The sequence below is a fragment of the Mucilaginibacter achroorhodeus genome (assembly GCF_007846095.1).
GTDB classification, from domain to species: Bacteria; Bacteroidota; Bacteroidia; order Sphingobacteriales; family Sphingobacteriaceae; genus Mucilaginibacter; species Mucilaginibacter achroorhodeus.
On record NZ_VOEI01000001.1, the window covers coordinates 317,761 to 341,066 of the forward strand.

The following is a 23,306-nucleotide window of genomic DNA, read 5'->3' on the forward strand; positions in this document are numbered from 1 at the left end:
GTTTCCAAATGCGTTTCTTAAACATTTTCTAAAGCACTTTTTAATGGTTGCACCATTGCATCAATATCGCCTGCACCTACCGTAAGCAGCAGCTCCGGTTTTTCATTACGTATTGTATCAATACATTCCTGTTTGCCCAGCTTACGTTTGTTTGCAAGCGTCATCTTATTAAGGATCATCTCGCTGGTAACACCTTCAATCGGCAGTTCTCGTGCCGGATAAATATCCAGTAAGATAGTCTCATCAGCCATGCTCAATACCTCTGCAAAACCATCGGCAAAATCACGGGTGCGGGTGAACAAGTGGGGTTGAAATATAACCGTCAGCTTTTTCTCCGGATACAGCTTCCTTACCGATGATATCGCAGCACGCAACTCCTCGGGATGGTGTGCATAGTCATCAATAAAAATAGTTTCCGAGGTTTTAATAATATACTCAAAACGGCGCTTAACTCCTTTGAAAGAGCCCAACGCTTCGCGGATGGCATCAGGGTCAACATCAACATGCAGGGCTGCTTCAATAGCTGCAGTAGCATTCTCAACATTGTGCAGACCGGCAATACCCATACGTATGTTCGGTATGCTTACCTTTCCATCGTTAAAGTCGAAAAAGAAGCTACCCTCTTCAATGCGTACGTTTGTGGCCATAGCCTGCGCATTATCATTCATGGCGTAGGTAAAGCCGTTGTTTAACGGCAAACCCTGCCTGTATATTAAAGTACCTCCCTGCTTAAGCTGTGAAGCAAACAGGAGGAAAGATTCTTCCAGTTTTGAATGGTCGCCGTATATATCCAAATGATCGGCATCCATCGATGTGATAATAGCGATATTTGGATGAAGTGTTAAGAACGATCGGTCATACTCATCAGCCTCAACAACTACAATATCGTTTTGCCCATACAGCACATTGGTTTGATAGTTTGATAATATACCACCCAGAAAAGCCGAGCAATCTTTACCCGAATCTTTCAAGATGTGCGCTATCATGCACGAGGTGGTAGTTTTACCATGCGTACCTGCAACGGCAATGGTAAACATGCCCTTGCTGATGATGCCTAACACCTGCGAGCGTTTGTACAGCTCAAACCCGCTTTCACGGAAATAATTGAGTATCGCCGAATCTTTAGGGATAGCAGGTGTGTAAATGATCAGCGTTCCTTCATCAGGAGACTGAAAACTCATTGGTATGCTGTCCTTCAGATCTTCGTATACAATGCAAATACCTTCGTTATGCAACGCCTCTGTAAGTGACGTATGCGTTTTATCGTAACCACAAACAACACAACCCAGGTGATAGAAATAGCGTGCAAGGCCACTCATGCCTATGCCGCCGATCCCAATCAGGTATACTCGTTTTATGTTGTTTAATTCCATTTTTAGTTTTTTACTCCTAATCTCTTCCCGATAATACCGGGAAACTAACTAACTAATTTTTAAAAAGACCTCCCGCCCTAAGCGGGAGGCTTTTACTTTAATTGTTGTTTGTTATTTGGATAACTTCTTTTGCAATTACCTCATCGGCATCCGGCAGGGCCAGTTTGCCAATGTTATTGCCTAATGTTTTTTGTAAATCGTTGTCTTTTAGTAACTCAAGTGCCCTGTCAACCAGTTTTGCTTCGGCATCCCTATCAGCAATGAAAATTGCCGCCCGCTCTTCAACCAGTGCCAGCGCATTTTTAGTTTGGTGGTCTTCGGCAACATTTGGCGAAGGCACCAATATTACCGGCTTTTTAACCACACATAACTCGGCAATTGTTCCTGCGCCCGCACGTGAAATAATTACGTCAGCTGCGGCATAAGCCAGATCCATACGGTTTAGAAACTCTACCACGCAAATATCGGGGTGTTTATCAGGCCCCAATTGCTGAAATATGCTTTGGTAATAAAATTTACCTGTTTGCCATATCACCTGTACATCAGCCGCTATCAGCTTTTCTATACCGGCCATAATGCTGTTGTTCAATGTGCGCGCACCAAGGCTGCCACCCGTTATCAGGATGGTTTTCTTGAATGACGACAGCTTGTACAACTCCAGCGCCTGCATATGCTTACCGGCAATATTTACCGACTCCTTACGGATAGGGTTACCGGTTTTGATGATCTTCTCAAACGGGAAGAATTTTTCCATACCATCAAAAGCCACACATATCTTTCGTGCCTTCGCACCAAGCCACTTGTTGGTAATACCTGCATAAGAGTTTTGCTCTTGTATAAGCGTTGGTATCCCACGTAACGATGCTGCATAAAGCAGCGGCCCCGAAGCAAAACCACCTACACCAACTGCGGCATCGGGCTTAAAATCTTTTATAATTTGCAGGGCCTTGCGCACACTGCGTAACAGTTTTATGGGGAACATTACATTTTTCCAGAGCGATTTACGCTGGATGCCGGTAATATCTAACCCGATAATTTTATAGCCGGCCGCCGGAACCTTTTCCATTTCCATGCGGCCATTGGCTCCTACAAACAGTATCTCGGTATCCGGATCAAGCTTTTTCAGCGCGTTGGCAATAGATACAGCCGGGAATATGTGCCCCCCTGTACCGCCGCCGCTTATGATGATCCTTTTACTCATATTTTATATTCTAAACTCTAAATCCTAAAAACTAAATCCTAAAAGAGAGCCCTTATCACTAATCTCAAATCACCGATCTCTAATCACTGCGGGTTACGCCGCCACTTCCCTTATCTCACCTACTACCACTTTCTTTGGTTCATCTATATCCCTGCTAACCGAAAGGATGATACCAAACGCCACGCTGGTGAACAGTATTGATGTACCACCCATACTTACCAGTGGCAGCGGTACCCCTGTTACCGGGCCTAAACCAACTGCTACTGCCATGTTTGCAAATGCTTGTATGGTAAGGCTAAAGCTTAAACCACAAGCCAGCAATGCGCCAAAAGCCTTGGGTGCTGCCGTTACAATTTTTATACACCGGTACAACAGAAAAAGGTAGATAGCCACCAGAGCGAACCCGCCAAGCAAACCATACTCTTCTATGATAGTTGCGTATATAAAATCTGAATATGGGTGAGGCAAATAGTTACGTTCTGTACTGTTGCCGGGACCCTTTCCAAAAACACCACCGGTAGCAATAGCTATCTTGGCATGGTCTGATTGGAATGACTTATCCGGGTTAGCAGTTTCGGGATGCATAAATGCATGTACACGCGAAATGTAAGTGGTACGGCGAGGGCCTAAAAACACAACGCCCAACAATAAGATTGCGCCTGCTGCACAAACCACGCTTATTTGCTTAATGCTGATACGCCCGATGATCAATAACAAAATGCTTACACCGAACAACATCAAAGCTGTTGACAAGTTTGCCAATGCAATTAATATAAAGACAACACAAACCGACCCCATAATTGGAATGAATGATTGCTTCACGTCTTTAATGTTTTCTTGCTTGCGCGATAGCGTACGGGCCAGGTAGGTAATAAGCGCAAGTTTAGCCAAATCGGATGTCTGGAACGTTAAACCGGTACCAGGGATAGAGATCCAGCGGCTGGCATCATTAACGTGATTACCAAATAAAAGCGTGTATAATAGCAATGGAATAGTAATAACCATTAGCAGTTTAGATATACCTGCATAATAACGGTAATCTAACAGGTGCGAAAAATACATCAGCGCCAAACCACCTACTATCATAAACAGGTGTTTCATGAGGATGAACTCATTAGCTTGCCCTCTTTTATAAGCCAGCGTACCTGTAGAGCTGTATACCGCCAGTAATGATATCACCGACAGCAATATCACGATCAGCCATATCCAACGGTCGCCTTTAACGTTGTTCAAGAGCGCCCCAATCCCCTGAAAGGGAAGTTTTTGAGTAGCTTGGTCTGCTGCCGTCGTGCTCATTATCTTTATTTTTCTTTGTTACTTAATTTAATCTTAAACTTCGGTTCTTCCCTTTAGGAGGCCGTCTAAAGCTCTCTTACCGCCGCTTTAAACTGGTTGCCGCGGTCTTCGTAATTTTTAAAAAGATCAAAACTTGCGCAGGCCGGCGATAGTAAAACCGTATCGCCTTTTGAAGCCAGATGGTAAGCCACCTGTGTTGCTTCCTGTGCCGAATTGGTGTTTACTATTACCTCTACCTCATCTTCAAAGGCATCGTGTATGCGCTTATTATCTTTCCCAAGGCAAACTATGGCTTTCACCTTTTGCTTAACCAGATCCCGCAGCATACTATAATCATTACCTTTATCAACACCGCCCAGTATCAAAACAACATCGGTTGTCATGCTTTCTAAAGCGTACCAGGTAGAGTTTACGTTGGTTGCTTTTGAATCATTTATGAAACTGATGCCAGATATCTTGCCAACCGACTCGAGTCTGTGCTCAATATTGCGGAAGTTACCCATGCTCTCTCTCATCGTATCGTTACGTAGCTCAAGCACCTTGGCTACGATACCCGAAGCCATAGAATTGTAGATGTTGTGCTTTCCCTGCAAGGCCAGTTCGTTGATTGACATTTGAAAATGTTGTTTATTAACGTTTATAATTAGGTTGTCGGCATCGAGATATGCTCCCGGCACCAGTTGTTTTTCTATCGAAAACGGCAGCTGTTGCGCTGCAATTTCTTTACCGTCAAGTACCTTTATCGTTTCTGCATCATCTGCACAGTAGATAAAGTAATCGGCTTCGGTCTGGTTCTGGGTAATACGGTATTTTGATGCCGCATAATTCTCCAGCTTGTACTCATACCTGTCCAAATGGTCTGGCGTGATGTTCAATAGCACTGCTACATCAGCCTTAAAGCGGTACATATCATCAAGCATAAAGCTGCTTATCTCCAGCACATACCAGTCGAACTTTTCTGTAGCCACCTGGTAGGCAAAGCTTTTACCGATGTTGCCTGCAAGGCCTACATTAAGCCCGGCATTTTTAAGAATATGATAAGTAAGGCTGGTGGTAGTAGTTTTACCATTAGAGCCGGTTATGCATATCATTTTTGCATCGGTGTAGCGGCCTGCAAACTCTATCTCAGATATTACAGGGATGCCTGCCTCGCGCAGCTTTTTGATAATGGGTGCCTTCTCAGGTATACCCGGGCTTTTTACTACTTCTACAGCGCTGAGGATCTCAGCCTCGGTATGTCCGCTTTCTTCAAAGCAAATATTCCATTGCTGTAGTTGTTCTTTATACTTATCTGCTATAGCGCCAAAGTCAGAAACAAAAACATCATACCCCTGCTGCTGTGCCAGGTAGGCCGCACCAACACCGCTTTCGCCGGCACCGAGGATGCAAAGCCTCTGCCCAGCCCTCTCCGAAGGAGAGGTAGCTGTTTGGGATGATATGTTTTTATTTTCGTTCATTTAACTAATCTCTATTCTTTAATCACCAATCACTAACGGAGCTTCAACGTTATCACCGTTAGTATCGCCAGGAAAATACAGATGATCCAAAAGCGCGTAACGATCTTGGCTTCGTGAAATCCCTTTTTCTGGTAATGGTGATGTAATGGTGCCATCAGGAAGATCCTGCGGCCTTCGCCATATCTCTTTTTGGTGAATTTAAACCAGCCTACCTGCATCATTACGGATACGTTCTCTACCAGGAAAATGCCGCAAAGCACCGGTACCAATAATTCCTTACGGATGATGATGGCAAACACTGCGATGATGCCACCGATTGCCAAACTACCTGTATCGCCCATAAATACCTGGGCCGGATATGAGTTGTACCATAAAAAACCAACACATGCACCCACAAAGGCACCTGCAAAGATCACCAGCTCGCCCGAGTTGGGTATGTACATAATGTTCAGGTAATCGGCAGTGATGATGTTACCCGATACATAGGCCAGTATAGCCAGCGTAAGGCCGATAATTGCCGATGTACCCGTTGCCAAGCCATCAATACCATCGGTTATATTTGCCCCGTTGGATACCGCCGTAATGATGACGATAACAAACACCATGAACACCAGCAGCGCATATTGCTCATAACCTTTTCCCAAAAATTTAAGCACCTTACCGTAATCAAACTCATTGTTTTTGTAGAACGGCATGGTTGTTTTGGTTGATTTTACATCCTGCGTGTAAACCGGTTTATCGCCACGCATGTGAAAATCAACCGGGGCATCATACTTAACCGGAAGTTTTACTTCCTGGCGAATGGTAATGGATGTGTTTGAATACATCGTCCACCCGATAATGAGCGCCAAACCTACCTGGCCGGTTATTTTAAACTTGCCTGCAAGGCCTTCTTTATTCTTTTTAAATACTTTAATATAATCATCAAGGAACCCTATCAAACCCAACCATACGGTTGTTATCAGCATCATGATCACGTAGATGTTATCCAGTTTAGCAAACAACAAGGTTGGGATAAGTATTCCCAGGATAATGATGATACCGCCCATTGTTGGCGTGCCTGACTTTTGCATCTGGCCCTCTAAGCCAAGGTTGCGTACTGTTTCACCTACCTGTTTAAAACGCAGATAATCGATCAGCCTACGGCCGAAAACCGTTGTTACCAATAACGATACAATTACCGCCATAGCCATTCGGAACGTGATATACTGGAACACGCCCGTGCCGGGAATGGTGTAATTCTTGTTCAGGTAGTTAAACAGGTAGTATAGCATTAAACCATGTGTTTAAATTGTTCTTCCAATTCTTCCATATCATCAAAATGGTTTTTTACGCCATTGATCTCCTGATATTTCTCGTGCCCCTTACCGGCTAATAAAATGATATCTCCGGGCTGTGACAGCATGCAGGCTGTTTTAATAGCCTCTTTTCTATCTGCAATGCTTAGCGTATGACGCTTAAAGGCTGGATCAACACCCTCTTCCATGTCTTTAATGATCTGCGCAGGATCTTCCGTACGTGGATTATCTGAAGTAAGGATCACCTTATCGCTCCATTCGCAGGCTACCTTTGCCATCACCGGGCGTTTGGTTTTGTCCCTGTCTCCGCCGCAACCGATAACGGTTATCACTTTCTCATTACCCTTACGAATGTCGTGGATAGTGCTCAACACATTCTGCACGGCATCAGGCGTATGGGCATAATCTACAATGCCTATTACTTTATTAGGCGCAGTAAAATATTCAAAACGACCTTCGGCACCGGTTAATTTGCTTAAGCTTACCAATACTTTGGCTTTATCCTGCTCTAATAACATAGCCGCTGCATAAACCGCAAGCAGATTGTAAGCATTGAATGTACCTACCAGTTTAAACCACACTTCTTCGTTCTCAATGTTCAGTAACAAGCCGCTGAACTGGTTTTCTATGATACGTGCGCGATAATCTGCCATGCTTTTAAGGCCATAGCTCTTTTTGTGCGCCGCGGTATTTTGCAGCATTACATTACCATTCTTATCGTCGGTATTGGTTAATGCAAAAGCGTTTTTAGGCAGGTTATCAAAGAATGCCTTTTTAGCTTTCAGATAGCTGTCGAAAGTTTTGTGATAGTCTAAATGGTCATGCGTAAGGTTCGAGAATATCGCCCCTGAAAATTTCAAACCCTCGATACGGTGCTGTGCTACTGCATGAGAGCTAACTTCCATAAAGCAGTAGTCGCAACCCTCATCAACCATGTCTGATAATAGCTTATTCAGCGCCACCGGATCAGGCGTGGTATGCGTTGAAGGAATAATATTACCGTTTATCTGGTTCTCTACCGTTGAAAGCAAACCGCACTTATAACCCATATCGCGGAAAAGCTTATAAAGCAACGTGGCAATAGTAGTTTTACCATTGGTGCCCGTTACCCCAACCAGCTTTAAGTTGGTAGATGGATTCTCATAGAAATTGGCTGCCATGGTGCCCAAAGCTTTTGCTGAGTTGGCAACCATTAAAAAGTCAACCTCTGCTGCGGTATGTGCAGGTAATTCTTCACATACAATGGCAACCGCACCGTCTTTTATAGCCTGGTCAATATAGTCGTGGCCGTCTACAGCCGTGCCTTTAACAGCTACAAACATACAGCCCGGCACAACCTTGCGCGAATCAAAAACAATGGCGGTTATCTCTACATCCGCGCTGCCCTGCAGTTCGGTAAAGGCTACTCCTTCTACTATATCGCTCAGGTATCTCATTGCAGTTCAATTAAAATTTTTGATCCTTTAGGTATTGTACTCCCCCCGGTAACAGATTGATTTATTACCGATCCACTTCCCTTTACTGATACTTTGTAGCCGGCATTACCTAATGCAAACAATGCATCGCTTAAACCCATGCCGGTTACGTTTGGCACGGTGCCTGTTTTGTACTTGTTATCTTCAAAGCCGATACCGTTGCTGGTATCCACAGAGTTTAAATTTGCTGAAGCATAAAGCGGCTTAAGGCTCAGTTTTTCGTAAACCTTTTTAAGTGCTTTAACATTGCCCTGCTTGTATTTTGGCAAGGTGGTGTTGCCCACATATCTTATCGGCGACTGGTTCAGTTCCATATCACCGGCGTAAACCTTATCTGCAATTTCCCTGAAAGCCGGCCCTGCCACCGAAGCAGCGTAGTAACCATTTTTAGGGTCATTGATAACCACGATCAATGAATACTTAGGTCTGTCTGCCGGGAAGTACCCACAAAACGATGCCTGGTACTGCTTTTTGGCTTTGTAACCTTTGTTGGCATCAGCCACCTGCGCTGTACCGGTTTTACCTGCTATTTTGTAAAGCGGATTGTAAACGTATTCGCGGCCGCTACCTTCCAGCACCACGCCCTCAAGCATCTCGCGCATCTTTTTAAGGGTCACGTCAGAACATATCTTATCGTTCACTACGCGGGTTTGGAAACGCTCAACCGTGTTGCCTAACCTTCTTATCTCCTTAACAAAAACAGGCGTTATCAATTTACCATCGTTAGCCACTGCGTTGTAAAAGGTGAGCATCTTTAACGGGGTAAGCTGCATCTCGTAACCGTATGCCATCTGCGGCAGGGTCATGTTCTTGTTCCAACTGCGGTTGCTTGGGTTTTTAACTACCGGGCGTGCCTCACCTGGTATCTGCAAGTTCATTTTTTCGTTCAGGTGCCAATCATAAAGATGATCTGTAAACTTAGCCTGGTTGTCCCTGTAACTTGTATTTACCAGATAAGCCACCGCGGCATTTGATGATTTTTCAAATGCCTTTTTAACAGATACCCTGCCTATACTACCGTGCGAATCTTTAATGGTATGGCCCGGGATAGGATATTCACCGGTGTTAACCATAGTGCTGGTGTCTACCTTATGGTCCTCAATAAGCGCCATGTATGATGCCAGCTTAAAGGTTGAACCGGGATCCTGGTTGCCTGCAATGGCGTAGTTAAATTTCTCTTTAAATGAACCATCGGGCATGCGGGTATAGTTGGCCACCGCCCTTACCTCACCAGTAGCAACTTCCATCAGGATGGCGGTGCCGTGGTCTGCTTTGGTGTATATCAATTGCTTTTGCAAAGCATTCTGCACCAGGTCCTGCATGTTTACATCAATGGTAGATATAATGTCTGCACCATCTTTTGGCGCAACTTCATCGTCATCATTAACCGGCATCCAAACGCCGCCTGCCATACGGCTCTCCAGGCGTTTACCGCTTTCTCCGTTTATATAATCCGCATAGGCACCCTCAAGGCCTACCGGGTTCTTTACGTTTTCATTTTTGTAACCAATGGTACGTGCCGCCAACGCGCGGAATGGCAAAATGCGTTTATTTTGCTGCACGGCGATTAAGCCGCCTTTATTCTTACCCATTTTAAAGATGGGGAAGGTGCGCATCTCTTTCAATTCATTATAAGTAACCCTGCGCCTAACCAATTGGTAGCGCGAGCTGTCTTTGCGTGCATCGCGGAACATCCTTGAATACTCGCGTGCCGATTTATCGCCAAAAAATGCAGAAAGCTTTTGTGCAAGCGAATCTACTTTTTCATCAAACAGCTTGTCATCTGATACGGCCAGCATGTCCATACGCACCTCGTACTCAGGTACCGATGTAGCCAGCAAACTGCCGTCGTTAGAAAATATGTTACCCCTCGCCGCTTCAATGTTGCGGTAACGGGTTGACAGGTTGCGGGCCATAGCCTTCCACTTTTCGCCCTGCGATAACTGCACCCGGCAAAGCTGAAACAAAACAGCGCCTGCAAATAAAAGAATCAACCCAAATGCGAGGTAAACCCTTAATAGTATGTTAGTTCTGATACCCATTACTGCGCATCCTCCTTTACTGTTATTTTTTGTGGTGGTTCGTTACTCTCTCTCAGGCCAAGTGTGTCTGCGCGTTTAGCCACTTCGGTAAGTGTGCTTTTAAAAGCCAGATCAGCCTTAGTGCTTTTGTATTCCCAGCTTAGCTCTTTAACTTCCTTACTCACTTTATCCAGCTCGCGTATGTTGTTTTCTGATAAGTGCCTGTTGGCGATGTAGAACATACCCAGCATAGCCAGATATAGTATAAAAGGCAGCGCGCGGGTGGCATCATCAGTACTGATGACACCTTTGGTAAGGAAACGCGTTAGCAAATTGTCCGGAAGCTCTTTTTTGCGCGGCTTCTCCTCAACAACAAGCTGTTTTGCTGCTTCCTCCTCTTCTTCCAGAATTTCTGTACGTAAACGGTTACTCATCTTTTTACAGCTATTCTAAGTTTTGCACTGCGTGCCCTGTTATTTTCTTTTATCTCTTCTTCGGTTGCGGTTATCGCCCCGCGACTAACAGCATCCAAAGGCCTGCTATCATTACCGTAAATGTCTTTCTCTACCTCGCCGCTAAATTTACCTTTGGCGATAAAATTCTTTACCAGCCTGTCTTCAAGCGAGTGGTAAGACATTACCACCAACCTGCCGCCAGGTGCTAACACATCTGCTGATTGCTCTAAGAAATCTTTTAAAGCCTCCAGTTCCTGGTTAACTTCTATCCTCAGCGCCTGGAAAACCTGCGCAAGATATTTGTTTTCTTTACCGCGGGGGATCAAACCATTCATCGCATTCTTTAGGTCTGCTATCGCATTCAGCGGACCGTTTAATCTTGCGGTAACAATGGTTTTTGCCAGCGTTTTGGCATTTTTGATTTCGCCATAAACGCCAAAAATACGGTGCAGATCCGCTTCGCTGTAAGTGTTTACCACTTCTTTAGCACTCAGGTCAGATGCCTGGTTCATGCGCATATCCAGTTCCGCATCAAAACGAATAGAGAAACCGCGATCGGCTTCATCAAACTGGTGCGATGATACACCCAGATCAGCCAGTATCCCATCAACCGGCATAGCATCATGCAAACGCACAAAGTTTTTCAGAAAACGGAAGTTCTGGTCAATAAACTCAAAACGCCCGTCGTCTATCGTGTTGCGCTGCGCATCTTCGTCCTGGTCAAAAGCCAGCAACCTGCCGCCATCGCCCAGGTGTTTCATTATTTCGCGCGAGTGGCCACCACCACCAAAGGTTACATCTACATAAGTGCCATTTGGCTTGATATTTAATGCCTCAATACACTCCTGCAGCATAACGGGTACGTGGTAATTACTCATTGCCACCCTTTCCTCTTTTCACCATCACCTCTTCGGCCAGGTCGGCAAAGTTTTCGGGCTCATCGCTCAACATTTGCTGATGCGCTTTTTTATCCCAGATCTCTACCTTATTTAACATACAAGTTAAAACCACTTCGCCGGTAATACCTGCGTACTCCATCAAACCTTTCGGCAGGTTTATCCTACCGGCCGCATCCGGCTCTACTGTAGTAGCACCACCGGTAAAATATCTCACAAACTGGTTAACTTTCCTGTCGTATTCGTTAAGTTTGCTCAGCTCATCAAGCTTTTTGTCCCACTCGGTTTTTGTGTAAATAACAAGATACTTTTCGAGGCCGCGGTTGATCACAAGCCCTTCAGTATCAGCTTCTGGAAGCTGTTTCTTTAGGCCAGCAGGGATCATCATCCGCCCCTTGGCATCAAGTTTACATTCAAATTCTCCGGTTAAATAGGACATTTTAGATTGTCGGCAATTTTTGTAACGTAAAAGTAAAACACTTCTACCACTTTTTACCACCTTTTACCACTTAAAAGTTTTCAACAATTTTTAAGGGGTCTTGTTTTGTTCCAAGCGCCGAAAAATCAAACATCAAGCAAGACGGATAATCATGTTGATTGAAGCGTAAATAATTAAGGTTTAACTCCTTACTCACCACTTAGCAGCATTTAAAATCTGCCATATGTGCGTTGGTGGTAGAAATGGGAAACATTAAATGCCTTAATCGCCGGTGGTAATTATTATACTTGCCATTACAAACAACAAGCACTACAATTTCCAACCTTCATGACTAAATTTAAAGGACTCCTGCTGTCTATTATGGCGTTATGCGCTACCGAGAAGAACATGGCTCAAAGCCTCGAAAAAATGCAATGGTTCAATGAACCCGAAAAGTGGGAAATAAAGAATAACGCCTTAATTATGGCAGTAACACCTCAAAGTGATTACTGGCGCATTTCGCATTATGGCTTCACGGTTGATGATGCACCCTTTTATTACACTACCTACGGCGGCGAGTTTGAAGCCAAGGTGAAACTTACCGGTGCATACAAAGCACGGTTTGATCAAATGGGTTTAATGGTACGTACCGATCACGAAAATTATATTAAGGCAGGCGTTGAATTTGTTGACAGCAAGTTTAATGTAAGCAGCGTGGTTACCCACCACACCAGCGATTGGGCGGTTACTACCTTAAATAAAGTACCTCCTTTTATTTGGATAAAGATAGTGCGGCGACTGGATGCGGTTGAAGTGTTTTACTCTTTAGATGATGTCACCTATATCATGACTCGTAATGCACCCATCCAGGATAACAAACCCGTAATGGTTGGGCTTATGGCAGCATCGCCGGACGGGCAAGGCTTTGAAGCAAAATTTGAAAACTTTAAGGTTAAACATCTGCCGGATCAGCGCCGTTTAGAATGGCTTAAGAAAAATGCCAATTGATCGTAAACCATTATCTACCAATCCAATTATTATGAGTGACCAAACCGCTGCCGCGAGCATCACCGCCACTAAACCGCACTTTGCCGTTTTGGACGGGTTAAGGGGCGTTGCCGCCATATCTGTTGTGGTGTTCCACTTTATGGAATTGGTACAACCAGATTATACCAAAAGCTTTATAGCCCATGCTTACCTGGCTGTCGATTTCTTTTTTTGCCTTTCGGGATTTGTGATCGCCTATGCTTACGATCAACGGTTGGTAAAATTGGGCATTGGTAATTTTTTAAAGCTGCGTTTGATACGCTTGCACCCGCTGGTTATCATTGGGTCGGTATTGGGATTGGTTTGCTTTGTATTTGACCCGTGGAGTGACCTTTACCAGAAATATGCCGGCAATTTGCTGCTGATGTTTGTGGCATCATGCGTAATGATCCCGTATCCGCTTGTTCGAGAACGTTATTTTAACCTGTTCCACCTTAACCCGCCTACGTGGTCGCTTTTTTTTGAGTACATCGCTAATATTATTTACGCGCTGGTGCTGGTCAGGATAAAGAAACCGTTGCTTTGGGTGCTTACCATCATTGCTGCAATTGCACTGTTTTGGGAGGCGCAGGTATCAGGCAACCTAAGCCTGGGATGGAGCGGCGACACTATGCGCGGCGGGCTTGCACGGATGAGTTTTTCCTTTTTAGCCGGAATGCTGGTTTACCGTGCGCAGTGGATCATCAGATCCAAGATCAACTTTGCAGTGATCAGCGTGATGCTATTTGTAATATTCATTGTTCCGTACAGGGACGGCTTTAACAAATGGTTTGAGCCCATAAGCGTTGTTTTTTATTTCCCCTTTATATTGGCGCTTGGTGCAGGTATTCAACAAGAAGGCACATCAAAAAAGATCTCAGACTTTTTAGGGGAAATTTCTTATCCGCTATATATGGTGCACTACCCTTTTATTTGGTGGTTTATGAGCTGGGTGGAGGCAAAAAAGCCAACCATGGGTGAGATGACCATTGTTACAGCCGTGGGCACCGTATTATTAATTGGCTTTGCTTACCTTGTGATGAGATTGCTTGATATACCCATCAGGCAGAAACTGAAAATAGCTTTAGTTAAAGAGAATAAGTAATACCCCAACCATGATCATTGTTATCCAATGCGCCGACCGGATCGGTCTTGTAGCTGCTATCTCCCGCCTTATGGCCGACAAAGGCCTTAACATAAATGGCATGCAGGAGTTTGTAGACAACGACGAAGACCTGTTCTTTATGCGCCTGGATGTTGACCAAACCGATGGTGCGGCGGAAATTGAAAAGGACCTGCGACAAATATTACCTGAGGGTGCCATTGTTAAAGTAAATCCAGTACCAGAGAAAAAGATTGTGGTGCTGGTTACAAAAGAGTACCACTGTCTGGCCGATATATTGGTGCGCAACTACTTTAAAACTCTTGGTGCAACCGTGCAGTGCGTTATAGGCAATCATACTACCCTGCAGGATATCTGCAGCCGTTTTGATGTTCCTTTTTACCAAGTGCAGGCCGGTGCCGATAAGGAAGCCTTTGAAGAAAAGCTTGTAGGAACCGTCAATCAATACGAATTTGATTACCTGGTGCTGGCAAAGTTTATGCGTATTCTCTCCCCCGATTTTGTATTGCGCTTCCCGATGCGCATCATCAACATCCACCATTCATTTTTACCGGCCTTTGCTGGTGCAAGTCCATACCGCCAGGCGCACGAGCGTGGTGTTAAGCTCATTGGCGCAACGGCTCATTATGTCACCAACGAGCTGGACGAAGGCCCTATCATTGCCCAGCAAATTATCCCTGCTAACCACAGCCACACCGTGCAGGATATGGTAAAGGCGGGCAAAGAAATTGAAACCGCTGTTTTAGCAAAAGCCCTTAAACTGGTTTTTGACGATCGTGTGTTTGTGTATAAAAACAAGACGGTGGTGCTGGAGTGATAAAGCAAGGAATCTCCTTGTTTGTTAAGCTGAAAGCTTAACGCATTTTAAAGGTCTAAGTTAGGCTACGCTAAACTTAGACCAGTGACCTACCAAATACTTTTCAACGGCTGTATTTCCAAATGCTCTATCTCTAAACCATGGTTAACGATACTTAATTTTGTATAAGGCTTTTTAGGGAAAAATTGCGACGTTAAAACGCTATGGCCTTTATCAGCAAATACTTCTACAGACGATGCATCAACCACCAGTTGCATATCAGTTTCTAAAGTTGTTGTTAGGCGTGGCGCGTATGCGATCTGTGCAAAGCCTTTATCGAATTTGGTTTGCCCGGCTTTGGTTCGGTCTATATAATAACGCATGCTTTTGGCATCATAACCAACGATCAGCTGCTCGCCGCCTGCGTTTGATAATACTACAGAAAAATTGTTTGCAGCTTTGGTATCAAATTTCAACACGTATTGTGTGGGCGTTTGTTTTATTACTGAAAAGATGTTGTTGTTCTTGGCTAACAATTCAGGATCAACTTTGATAGTTTTTGAAACTATTTTTTCTACCTCTTCAACAGGTTCTGATCTCAGATAAATATCGCCGGCCGTAAGCTGCAGTGATAGCTCGCGCGGGATGGTCATGGCATTTCGCCAAACTTTGGTGGGTGTTTGGTTAGCGTAGCGCCAGTTGCTCATCCAGCCCAAAAATATTTTTCGCTTACCTGTATTTCCCCAGGTAACTCCTGCGTAATCATCTGGACCGAAGTCTATCCACTTGGTATTAGTACTTACAGGTGTGAAGGTTTTACCATCAAAATGGCCCACAAAATATTGTGTAGCCGATCCCTGATTTGGCCCTCCCGGATTGATACTAACCAGCAAAACCCAGTACTCTTTACCATTCAATTTAAGCGGAAACAGATCAGGGCATTCCCAAACGCCGCCGTGTGCACCCAAGGTTTGGCCAAACTCACTTTGCTTTGTCCAGTCCTTTAAGTTGGCTGACGAATAAAATGTGATTCGGTTTTTAGTAGCCAGGCTCATTACCCATTTTTTACCTTCGTCGTACCAAAAAACCTTGGGATCTCGAAAATCTTTAATACCCGGATTTTTAATAACAGGGTTGCCTTTATACTTCGTCCAGGTGCGGCCTTCGTCCAAACTGTAGGCTATGCTCTGGTTTTGAAACTTGGAACTTCCGGCCTTTTCTCCCTTCGGATCGTGGCTGGTGAATATGGCCACCATAGGCGCTTTGCCGTTTGCACCCAAACCCGATGTATTATCTTTATCAACCACTGCACTACCGGAGAAAATGTAGCCCAATTTGTCGGGGTAAAGTGCGATAGGTTGTTCCGTCCAGTGCACCAGATCGGTACTGGTGGCGTGGCCCCAATGCATTGGCCCCCAGATTGTAGCCTTAGGATAATGTTGAAAAAACAGGTGATATGTACCTTTATAGTACACCATGCCGTTAGGGTCATTCATCCACCATTTTTTAGGGGAAAAATGCGCCTGCGGGCGGTATGGCTCATGATAAGCCGTAGTCTTTTGTGCTTGTGAAATTGTTGCGGCAGCTATAAACAAACTGCCGATGAGTAAGCGCTTTAAGCTCATATTTATACAATTCAGGTTATTAAATAAGGGTTTATCAAGTTACCAATAAACCCTGAATAACAAGAATTGTATAAAAAGTTAATCAAAGGCTACATTATCCGGCCCTGATACTTTACTGACATGGCAGTTGCAGCCGCCTGCTATTTTTAACGTTGCCGATTTAACCTGACCGGTTTTATTGCTTTTAACACTTACCCTGACATCATCTCCGGCAGAAGAGAACTCTGCCTTGGTATTATCATTTGCCAAGAGTACAAAGCCTGCTACATAATCAACATTAGGTGGCATTGGAGGGCGCTGCACAGGCTTATTGGTACGCAGATTTATGACCTCGATATCTGATACAGCGACCGCAGATCCGTCACTATTGGTAAACACGATGCCTACAGAAGCAAATTCATCCGTGCAAACCTGGGCGGCGCAACCTCCTTTATTCTTCTTACATGCGCTTAATCCACAAACGAGTACAAGTAATAGCGTACATAATCTTTTCATAATCATTTTGGTTTTGGTTTATATCATTACGCACGTTGATGGGTTAACGCTACAAAAAAAGCGGCTCTCGCCGCTTTTATAAATTATTTAGTACTTTTTAGTTGCTGCACTTCCTGCTTTAGTTGTTCTATCTGGGCTTGCTGTTCTTGTATGGCGCTTACTAAAAGCGGTACAAGTTTTTGCAGATCAACCTCAGGGGTGGTTACCGCGCGCTGGTTTCCTTTACCTGCCGGGTACCAGCTGTTTTTAGCACCTACTACTGATGGAAGCACCTGCTTAACATCTGCAGCTATGAATCCGTATTGCGTACCACCAGGCAAATGTAACTGCTTAAACTGCTGCTGGTCATAACTGTAACTGATAGGCTTTAGCTGCGCTATATAATTAAGCGAATTGGTTAAAGGCATGGTGCTGGTTTTAATTTCTTTATCGCTGATGGTTTGTGCTGATGCTTTGATACCAAAACCAACTAAAATCAACATAAATGATAATATGAATTGAACACGAATTTTCATGATATAAATTTTAAGTAAATAAATGATTGTGCCGCAAAGCGGCTTAAAAAGACAGATAGTATTATATCACGAAATCGGGCGGCGGTGTTGGAACGGGAGATATCCAACCCAAATGGGGCACAAAAGCTTCTGTGGAATAATTATAAGTTTGTACATGTAAAGCAACAGACGGCAAAGTACAAAAAGCCTCCACAGCCAGTATCTCCTTCAAGTTCACTTCACGATCGCTGCGCTCGGTCGCGTCATCATCAGCCAGTGCGCTTTTTTGGACATGCGTTATGCTAGCTTTTACGATCATCCTGATCATAGAGATGCCAGTGCTCTCTAACAAAGAGAAAAGGCAGATAAAAACAACCAGATATTTAAATTGATTTAAACGCATAGCGAAATACTATGCAAACATAACAAATTTCACAACCTTAAGGTTTACTTTATTACTATTTTATCCGGGCCTGATAATTTTTCTACGTGGCAATTACAACCGCCGGAGATTTTGAAGATGCTTTCTACACGCTTGGTGCCGTACATGGCTGTCACTCTGATGTCGTCCCCTTCGGAGGATAATTCCTTGCGGTTAGAGTCGGTAACAATGGTATAATGCATAGGTGAGAAACCCGGATCAATGATACCCTTAGGCTCTATATATTTTTTTGTGCGGAGATTATACACTTTAAGATCGGTTACGCTAATAGATTTTCCATTTGCATCAACAAACTGGGTACCTACGGAAGCAAATATTTCTGTACAGATCTGGTTTGTGGGACATCCGCTGTTAACGCTTTTACTACATGATGTAGCAAAGAGTAGTATGGGTAATACAAATAAGCAAAGCTTTTTCATAGCTTATAGTATCTGGTTAAACTCCAGCCGCTCGCCATCAGGGCCGGTGATGTTAAAGAATTTACAGCCATTTTTCCAGAACTGCAAAAAAACGGGCTCAGGCTCTATAATGGTAAAACCAGATTCTTTGATCTCCTTAAAGGCTACGTCAATATCAGGCACGTTGAATGCCACATGGTCGATATGGCCATTGCCCCGGCCACGTATCTCATTAAGATCAGGCTCGGGTAATTGATAAAGCTCTATCAGCATATCTCCGCGCTTCATCATTACACAAGAGCCCGGATGCCCTTTGTGCATAAAACCCGCCAGCATTGCGCGTTTAAAACCCAACCGTTCATAAAACGTTTGTGAGTCTCCGATATTGGTAACCGGTATGCCAATGTGCTGTATGGCTGTTATGTTAACAATATTTATCATAATCCTTTAAATGAAAAAGGTGTTTATTTGTTTGATTATCATCAGTTCAACCTATTCTTACAGGTTGTTGGTATTATCCTATCCGTTAATGCTTTGCAAGCTATTCAACAGATATAATCTGTAACTAACGCAAAATCTCCGGTTATTACTTACAACACCCTCACCTTTAAATAGCTTGGGGCTGTCTTTGAACTATAAACGCGGTGTGTTGCTTTCTTAAAGTCAGTGTCCTTGGCTTTCATTATATCCTGAAACTGCTGCGTATTTCTGTCAATAAGCGGGAACCATGTGCTTTGGATCTGCACCATAATGCGGTGCCCTTTTTTAAAGGTATGCAGCACATCCTGCAGTTCAAAGTTTACAGGTGTTATCTTGCCAGGCACAAATGCCTCTGGCTTGCTAAAGCTGTTGCGGAATTTGCCACGCATAGCCTCGCTGCGTACCATTTGCTCGTAGCCGGCCATGTTAACGCCTTTTTTGGTGAACTTATTAGCTGATGCAGTATCTGGGTAAACGTCCAGTACCTTCACTATCCAATCGGCATCAGTCCCTGTGGTGCTCACCTTTAGGTTTGCCCAAATGTTACCTGCTAAAGTGATATCCTTATCCAATACATCGGTTTGGTAGGTTAACACATCCGGTCGTTTTTCCGCAAAGCGCTGGTCGGCGGTCATATACTCGCGGGTCATGTCAAAATCTATCCCATCGATAAAAGGCACCGGGTTCATCGGGTCTGAAACAAACTCTTTATAATCGTTCCTGGTGGTTGTTGGCGCGGTAAAGGAAAGTTTACCGCCCGGTAAAAGGTATAGGTTCTTTTCCTGCGCTTCCACAGGTGGCCATTGCTTGTAACTTTTCCATTGGTTTACGCCGGTTTCAAATGTATTAACCTTAGCAACATCCATAGGTGTACCTTTCAGATAATGACTAAAGAACGCAAACTCAATTTTTTCGCGGTACATTGGCCCGGTGGGTCCGCCGAAGCTTACATCGCCCAGATGATCACCGTTACCGCGTGCCCAACCGCCATGCACCCACGGCCCCATGGCAAAGTAAACCGGTGTTGCAGGGTTATTTTTTACTAAAACTTTATAGGTATTGATCGCTCCGTATAGGTCTTCGGCATCGTACCAACCACCGGTTACCAGGGTAGGCGTTTTGATATCATGCAGGTGCAGCAAAACGTTGCGGTCTTTCCAATGCTGGTCGTAGTTAGGATGGTCCATCATCTCGTTCCACAAGCGGATAGTATCTTTATAATACTTTACGTTAGAGTTGCGCATGCTGCCCATATCCATAAAGAACTTGTAACCATCGTTAGTGCCCGGATCAAAGCCCTTTGCCCTGCGTTGGGTAGGTTTGTCATCCTGTCGATTGGTAAAACCCGGATAAAAGCCAAAGTTTGCCACCAGCATAAAAGCTCCGTTATGGAAAGCATCATCGCGATACAAGTCGGCAATTGGTGCCTGAGGCGATACAGCAGCCAAAGCCGGGTGACGGCTTAACAAAGCGGTTGTGCTGTAAAAGCCCGGATAGGATATGCCCCATACCCCTACTTTGCCATTGTTATTCGGCAAGTTTTTGATAAGCCAGTCAATGGTATCATAGGTATCGGTACCCTCATCAACATCTTTGTTGGTTTTGTGCTGTTCCAGTTCAGGGGTCATTTCCTCGTAAATACCCTCGCTCATCCAGCGGCCGCGTACATCCTGGTAAACAAAAATGTAACCGTCATGCACAAAAAGCGATGATGGGCCTAAACTGCCCTTGTATTTATCGGCCCCGTAAGGGCCAACACTATAGGGCGTTCTATCCATCATAACAGGATATTTTTTAGCCTGATCTTTAGGCACATAAACCGAGGTGAACAACTTTTTGCCATCTCGCATCGGTATCTGGTACTCGTACTTGGTGTAGTTGTCTTTGATGTAAGCAGCATCATTTTGCGCAAAGCTGTTGAACGCCAAAAGCACAAAGCTTAAAGCGATAACGAGGGATCTTTTCATACGGTGAATATCAGCAAATTTCCATCTTAACACAACAACAATCAACTTTATCGCTCGCACTCCAATTTTCTCTAAGGTTAACGAAACCCCGCCGTGGTTAAATACGTTAGAGTAATTATAAACCAAACAAACCATTTAATCAGGTTCTCCTTTTCTGCTTTTCTAAACGGCAATTAAAGCCGAATGCTTTTGCTATTCATTTATTTTTATTGAAGGATGACCTGTTCTGCATTTGCCATTTTATAAACCAATAGTAATAGTTATGAGAACAGTTTTTAAATCACAGTTAAGCAAAACTCTTGTTACACTCCTCAGTCTGCCGCTGATTTTTACGGCTTGCCGAAAAGACGTTACTACACAACCAACACCTGCTGAAACACCGAAAAGCAGCAGCCGGTTAAGTACTGATGCCATTGGCGTTACGGGGCCAAAAGGAGTTTGTTATGTTGAGGTGAACAATAACGACATTCGCAATGTAGGCAGTTACAAATTATCTACCGGCCAGCAATTGTTTGATATTGCCATCATATTTGCAGCTAACATCAATTACGATACAAGCACCCAAAAAGCCGTGCTTTACTTTAACCCGCAAGTGAGCAATGTTTTAAACAACAAGGCAACTTATATACAAACGCTGCAGGCTAAGGGTATCAAAGTGCTGTTATCTATCCTCGGCAACCACCAGGGTGCCGGTATCTCTAATTTTCCTAACCAGGCTGCTGCGCAGGCATTTGCACAGCAATTGAGCGATGCCGTTAATACTTACGGACTTGACGGTATTGATTTTGACGATGAATACGCTGATTACGGCACAAACGGAACAGGCCAGCCAAACTCAAGTTCGTTTGTTTACCTGGTAAGTGCATTGCGCCAGTTAATGCCTAACAAGATCATCTCTTTCTACTTTTACGGTCCTGCTGCATCACGGTTAAGCTACAACGGCGTTACCGTAGGTTCAAAGGTAAATTACAGCTGGAATGCAGTTTACGGCACCTATTCGGTACCAAATGTGCCCGGCCTTGCCAAAAGTAACCTCGGCCCGGCAGCTATCGACATACAATCGACGAGTTCATCTACTGCTGCATCTTTGGCTACCCGCACGGTTAGTAATGCCTATGGTATTTATTTGTATTACAACCTGCCTAATACGGATGTGCATACATATTTAAGCAGTATATCAAATGCGCTTTACGGCAAATCAACTACTTATAATCCGTAATAAAACGGAGAGATAATAAAAGCAGAAAGGCAACCAAATTGGTTGCCTTTCTTTATATAAACAAATTCGTTCTTATTCGTTAATTGCTTTAACACCCGGAAGTTCTTTACCCTCCATGTACTCTAACAATGCACCACCGCCTGTTGATACGTAGCTAACATCACCTATCATATCAAACTTAGCGACAGCAGCAGCTGAGTCGCCGCCACCTATCAGAGAGAAAGCACCGTTATCGGTTGCTTTGGCCACTGCATCAGCAATTGCTTTGGTACCTGCCATAAAGTTATCCATCTCAAAAACACCCATAGGGCCGTTCCAAAGGATAGTTTTTGATTCTTCAACAGTTTTGCTGAACAATTTAATGGTTTCAGGGCCAATATCCAGACCCATCCAGTTGTCAGGTATCTCGCCGGTTTTAGCAACATCGCGGTTAGCATCGTTGGCAAATTTATCGGCAATAACGGTATCAACCGGTAACAGCAGGTTAACGCCTTTTTCCTTTGCTTTTTGCTTAAGGCTAAGGGCAAGCTCAAGCTTATCGGCCTCTAACAACGATGTGCCAATGTTACCGCCATCTGCTTTGGCAAAGGTATAAGCCATACCACCACCAATGATCAGGTTATCAACCTTATCAAGCAAACGTTCGATCAATTGGATCTTATCAGAAACCTTTGATCCGCCCATAATGGCAGTGAAAGGCTTTGCAGCACCGTTCAAGATCTTTTCAGCATTATTCAGTTCAGCCGCCATCAGGTAACCGAATACCTTTGCATCCGGGAAAAATTGCGCTATAACTGCAGTTGAAGCATGTGCACGGTGCGCTGTACCAAATGCATCGTTAACGTAGATATCGCCAAGCTTAGATAACTTTTCTGCAAAAGCTACATCGCCTTTTTCTTCTTCTTTGTAAAAACGAAGGTTTTCTAATAATAAAACTTCGCCTTTTTCAATCTCTTTTGATTTTTGTACAGCTTCCTCGCCTATGCAATCATTGGCAAATTCTACTTGCTGACCAAGCAGATCAGACAGGTGCGGAACCACGTGCTTTAAGCTATATTTTTCGGTCGGGCCATCTTTTGGTCTGCCCAGGTGCGACATCAGGATAACTGCACCACCATCCTTAAGAATTTTTTTGATGGTAGGCAGGGCCGCTGTCATGCGGTTATCGTCGGTGATGTTATAATTCTCATCCAACGGAACGTTAAAGTCCACACGAATGAGGGCACGTTTACCATTGAAACTTATCTGATCAATTGTCTTCATTTAAATAATATATAATTGATATAACGGCGCAAAATGCCGAAATTTATTCTAATGAGCAACGCCAAAGTAAAAAAGGTGTTTGTATTTT

Annotated in this window: 22 protein-coding genes; 4 read left to right on the plus strand and 18 right to left on the minus strand. The window is 44.1% G+C overall.

The features are described 5' to 3' along the window. Positions 1-17: 17 nt before the first annotated feature. From murC to mraZ, 10 genes are all read right to left on the minus strand, one after another. Entirely contained in the window at positions 18-1,373 is a 1,356-nt protein-coding gene (murC, locus tag FPZ42_RS01495; protein ID WP_146268730.1) for a UDP-N-acetylmuramate--L-alanine ligase, read from the minus strand. A 97-nt stretch (positions 1,374-1,470) separates the two neighbouring features. Then, positions 1,471-2,574, minus strand: coding sequence for an undecaprenyldiphospho-muramoylpentapeptide beta-N-acetylglucosaminyltransferase (gene murG / locus FPZ42_RS01500; RefSeq protein WP_146268731.1), 1,104 nt, complete (start codon positions 2,572-2,574; stop codon positions 1,471-1,473). A gap of 93 nt (positions 2,575-2,667) precedes the next feature. Then, positions 2,668-3,870, minus strand: coding sequence for an FtsW/RodA/SpoVE family cell cycle protein (locus FPZ42_RS01505; protein WP_146268732.1), 1,203 nt, complete (start codon positions 3,868-3,870; stop codon positions 2,668-2,670). 65 nt (positions 3,871-3,935) lie between these two features. Continuing rightward, positions 3,936-5,327 carry a UDP-N-acetylmuramoyl-L-alanine--D-glutamate ligase gene (murD, locus tag FPZ42_RS01510; protein ID WP_146268733.1) on the minus strand — a complete coding sequence of 464 codons (1,392 nt, stop codon included), beginning with the start codon at positions 5,325-5,327 and terminating at the stop codon, positions 3,936-3,938. A gap of 32 nt (positions 5,328-5,359) precedes the next feature. Further along, a complete protein-coding gene (mraY, locus tag FPZ42_RS01515) occupies positions 5,360-6,601 on the minus strand; it encodes a phospho-N-acetylmuramoyl-pentapeptide-transferase (RefSeq protein WP_146268734.1) in 1,242 nt (413 codons plus the stop codon). Then, the gene (locus FPZ42_RS01520; RefSeq protein ID WP_146268735.1) at positions 6,601-8,061 is read right to left on the minus strand and encodes a UDP-N-acetylmuramoyl-L-alanyl-D-glutamate--2,6-diaminopimelate ligase; all 1,461 of its coding nucleotides are present in this window, start codon (positions 8,059-8,061) and stop codon (positions 6,601-6,603) included. Before FPZ42_RS01520 ends, mraY begins: the two co-directional genes overlap by 1 nt. Further along, on the minus strand, positions 8,058-10,142 hold the full coding sequence (locus FPZ42_RS01525; protein WP_146268736.1) for a penicillin-binding protein: 2,085 nt from the start codon (positions 10,140-10,142) through the stop codon (positions 8,058-8,060). The genes FPZ42_RS01520 and FPZ42_RS01525 overlap by 4 nt, the downstream gene beginning before the upstream one ends. Continuing rightward, positions 10,142-10,555, minus strand: a complete 414-nt coding sequence (locus FPZ42_RS01530) for an FtsL-like putative cell division protein (protein WP_146268737.1) — start codon at positions 10,553-10,555, stop codon at positions 10,142-10,144. Before FPZ42_RS01530 ends, FPZ42_RS01525 begins: the two co-directional genes overlap by 1 nt. After that, the gene (gene rsmH / locus FPZ42_RS01535) at positions 10,552-11,454 is read right to left on the minus strand and encodes a 16S rRNA (cytosine(1402)-N(4))-methyltransferase RsmH (protein WP_146268738.1); all 903 of its coding nucleotides are present in this window, start codon (positions 11,452-11,454) and stop codon (positions 10,552-10,554) included. The genes FPZ42_RS01530 and rsmH overlap by 4 nt, the downstream gene beginning before the upstream one ends. After that, positions 11,447-11,911, minus strand: a complete 465-nt coding sequence (mraZ, locus tag FPZ42_RS01540; protein WP_146268739.1) for a division/cell wall cluster transcriptional repressor MraZ — start codon at positions 11,909-11,911, stop codon at positions 11,447-11,449. The genes rsmH and mraZ overlap by 8 nt, the downstream gene beginning before the upstream one ends. A gap of 327 nt (positions 11,912-12,238) precedes the next feature. On the opposite strand from mraZ, the gene FPZ42_RS01545 reads away from it, so the two are divergent. Genes FPZ42_RS01545 through purU form a run of 3 tightly spaced genes read left to right on the plus strand, consistent with a single transcriptional unit; the run spans position 12,239 to position 14,856 of the window. Then, on the plus strand, positions 12,239-12,898 hold the full coding sequence (locus tag FPZ42_RS01545) for a DUF1349 domain-containing protein (RefSeq protein WP_261382205.1): 660 nt from the start codon (positions 12,239-12,241) through the stop codon (positions 12,896-12,898). Positions 12,899-12,929: 31 nt separating this feature from the next. Further along, complete coding sequence (locus FPZ42_RS01550) at positions 12,930-14,021, plus strand: acyltransferase family protein (RefSeq protein WP_146268740.1); 1,092 nt, start codon at positions 12,930-12,932, stop codon at positions 14,019-14,021. A 10-nt stretch (positions 14,022-14,031) separates the two neighbouring features. Next, positions 14,032-14,856: a formyltetrahydrofolate deformylase gene (purU, locus tag FPZ42_RS01555; protein ID WP_146268741.1), complete on the plus strand. Its 825-nt coding sequence runs from the start codon at positions 14,032-14,034 to the stop codon at positions 14,854-14,856. Between the two features lie 89 nt (positions 14,857-14,945). On the opposite strand, the gene FPZ42_RS01560 is transcribed toward purU, so the two are convergent. From FPZ42_RS01560 to FPZ42_RS01590, 7 genes are all read right to left on the minus strand, one after another. Continuing rightward, a complete protein-coding gene (locus FPZ42_RS01560) occupies positions 14,946-16,460 on the minus strand; it encodes a glycoside hydrolase family 32 protein (RefSeq protein ID WP_146268742.1) in 1,515 nt (504 codons plus the stop codon). A 78-nt stretch (positions 16,461-16,538) separates the two neighbouring features. Continuing rightward, on the minus strand, positions 16,539-16,955 hold the full coding sequence (locus tag FPZ42_RS01565) for a hypothetical protein (RefSeq protein WP_146268743.1): 417 nt from the start codon (positions 16,953-16,955) through the stop codon (positions 16,539-16,541). A gap of 83 nt (positions 16,956-17,038) precedes the next feature. After that, on the minus strand, positions 17,039-17,470 hold the full coding sequence (locus tag FPZ42_RS01570; RefSeq protein WP_146268744.1) for a tail fiber domain-containing protein: 432 nt from the start codon (positions 17,468-17,470) through the stop codon (positions 17,039-17,041). A gap of 61 nt (positions 17,471-17,531) precedes the next feature. Beyond that, complete coding sequence (locus FPZ42_RS01575; RefSeq protein ID WP_146268745.1) at positions 17,532-17,768, minus strand: hypothetical protein; 237 nt, start codon at positions 17,766-17,768, stop codon at positions 17,532-17,534. Between the two features lie 128 nt (positions 17,769-17,896). Beyond that, entirely contained in the window at positions 17,897-18,310 is a 414-nt protein-coding gene (locus tag FPZ42_RS01580; RefSeq protein WP_146268746.1) for a hypothetical protein, read from the minus strand. Positions 18,311-18,313: 3 nt separating this feature from the next. Beyond that, the gene (locus FPZ42_RS01585; protein WP_146268747.1) at positions 18,314-18,730 is read right to left on the minus strand and encodes a VOC family protein; all 417 of its coding nucleotides are present in this window, start codon (positions 18,728-18,730) and stop codon (positions 18,314-18,316) included. Positions 18,731-18,879: 149 nt separating this feature from the next. Then, entirely contained in the window at positions 18,880-20,736 is a 1,857-nt protein-coding gene (locus tag FPZ42_RS01590; RefSeq protein ID WP_146268748.1) for a CocE/NonD family hydrolase, read from the minus strand. Positions 20,737-20,998: 262 nt separating this feature from the next. Between FPZ42_RS01590 and FPZ42_RS01595 the strand changes: the two genes are divergently transcribed. Continuing rightward, positions 20,999-21,955 carry an endo-beta-N-acetylglucosaminidase H gene (locus FPZ42_RS01595; RefSeq protein ID WP_146268749.1) on the plus strand — a complete coding sequence of 319 codons (957 nt, stop codon included), beginning with the start codon at positions 20,999-21,001 and terminating at the stop codon, positions 21,953-21,955. Between the two features lie 72 nt (positions 21,956-22,027). Here FPZ42_RS01595 and FPZ42_RS01600 read toward each other — a convergent pair whose 3' ends face one another. Continuing rightward, positions 22,028-23,218, minus strand: a complete 1,191-nt coding sequence (locus FPZ42_RS01600) for a phosphoglycerate kinase (RefSeq protein ID WP_146268750.1) — start codon at positions 23,216-23,218, stop codon at positions 22,028-22,030. Positions 23,219-23,306: the final 88 nt, after the last annotated feature.

Bases quoted from the DNA above. Each gene is read 5' to 3' on its own strand.
- murC (WP_146268730.1), bottom strand. From the start codon at position 1,373: ATGGAATTAAACAACATAAAACGAGTATACCTGATTGGGATCGGCGGC.
- murG (WP_146268731.1), bottom strand. From the start codon at position 2,574: ATGAGTAAAAGGATCATCATAAGCGGCGGCGGTACAGGGGGGCACATA.
- FPZ42_RS01505 (WP_146268732.1), bottom strand. From the start codon at position 3,870: ATGAGCACGACGGCAGCAGACCAAGCTACTCAAAAACTTCCCTTTCAG.
- murD (WP_146268733.1), bottom strand. From the start codon at position 5,327: ATGAACGAAAATAAAAACATATCATCCCAAACAGCTACCTCTCCTTCG.
- mraY (WP_146268734.1), bottom strand. From the start codon at position 6,601: ATGCTATACTACCTGTTTAACTACCTGAACAAGAATTACACCATTCCC.
- FPZ42_RS01520 (WP_146268735.1), bottom strand. From the start codon at position 8,061: ATGAGATACCTGAGCGATATAGTAGAAGGAGTAGCCTTTACCGAACTG.
- FPZ42_RS01525 (WP_146268736.1), bottom strand. From the start codon at position 10,142: ATGGGTATCAGAACTAACATACTATTAAGGGTTTACCTCGCATTTGGG.
- FPZ42_RS01530 (WP_146268737.1), bottom strand. From the start codon at position 10,555: ATGAGTAACCGTTTACGTACAGAAATTCTGGAAGAAGAGGAGGAAGCA.
- rsmH (WP_146268738.1), bottom strand. From the start codon at position 11,454: ATGAGTAATTACCACGTACCCGTTATGCTGCAGGAGTGTATTGAGGCA.
- mraZ (WP_146268739.1), bottom strand. From the start codon at position 11,911: ATGTCCTATTTAACCGGAGAATTTGAATGTAAACTTGATGCCAAGGGG.
- FPZ42_RS01545 (WP_261382205.1), top strand. From the start codon at position 12,239: ATGACTAAATTTAAAGGACTCCTGCTGTCTATTATGGCGTTATGCGCT.
- FPZ42_RS01550 (WP_146268740.1), top strand. From the start codon at position 12,930: ATGAGTGACCAAACCGCTGCCGCGAGCATCACCGCCACTAAACCGCAC.
- purU (WP_146268741.1), top strand. From the start codon at position 14,032: ATGATCATTGTTATCCAATGCGCCGACCGGATCGGTCTTGTAGCTGCT.
- FPZ42_RS01560 (WP_146268742.1), bottom strand. From the start codon at position 16,460: ATGAGCTTAAAGCGCTTACTCATCGGCAGTTTGTTTATAGCTGCCGCA.
- FPZ42_RS01565 (WP_146268743.1), bottom strand. From the start codon at position 16,955: ATGAAAAGATTATGTACGCTATTACTTGTACTCGTTTGTGGATTAAGC.
- FPZ42_RS01570 (WP_146268744.1), bottom strand. From the start codon at position 17,470: ATGAAAATTCGTGTTCAATTCATATTATCATTTATGTTGATTTTAGTT.
- FPZ42_RS01575 (WP_146268745.1), bottom strand. From the start codon at position 17,768: ATGATCGTAAAAGCTAGCATAACGCATGTCCAAAAAAGCGCACTGGCT.
- FPZ42_RS01580 (WP_146268746.1), bottom strand. From the start codon at position 18,310: ATGAAAAAGCTTTGCTTATTTGTATTACCCATACTACTCTTTGCTACA.
- FPZ42_RS01585 (WP_146268747.1), bottom strand. From the start codon at position 18,730: ATGATAAATATTGTTAACATAACAGCCATACAGCACATTGGCATACCG.
- FPZ42_RS01590 (WP_146268748.1), bottom strand. From the start codon at position 20,736: ATGAAAAGATCCCTCGTTATCGCTTTAAGCTTTGTGCTTTTGGCGTTC.
- FPZ42_RS01595 (WP_146268749.1), top strand. From the start codon at position 20,999: ATGAGAACAGTTTTTAAATCACAGTTAAGCAAAACTCTTGTTACACTC.
- FPZ42_RS01600 (WP_146268750.1), bottom strand. From the start codon at position 23,218: ATGAAGACAATTGATCAGATAAGTTTCAATGGTAAACGTGCCCTCATT.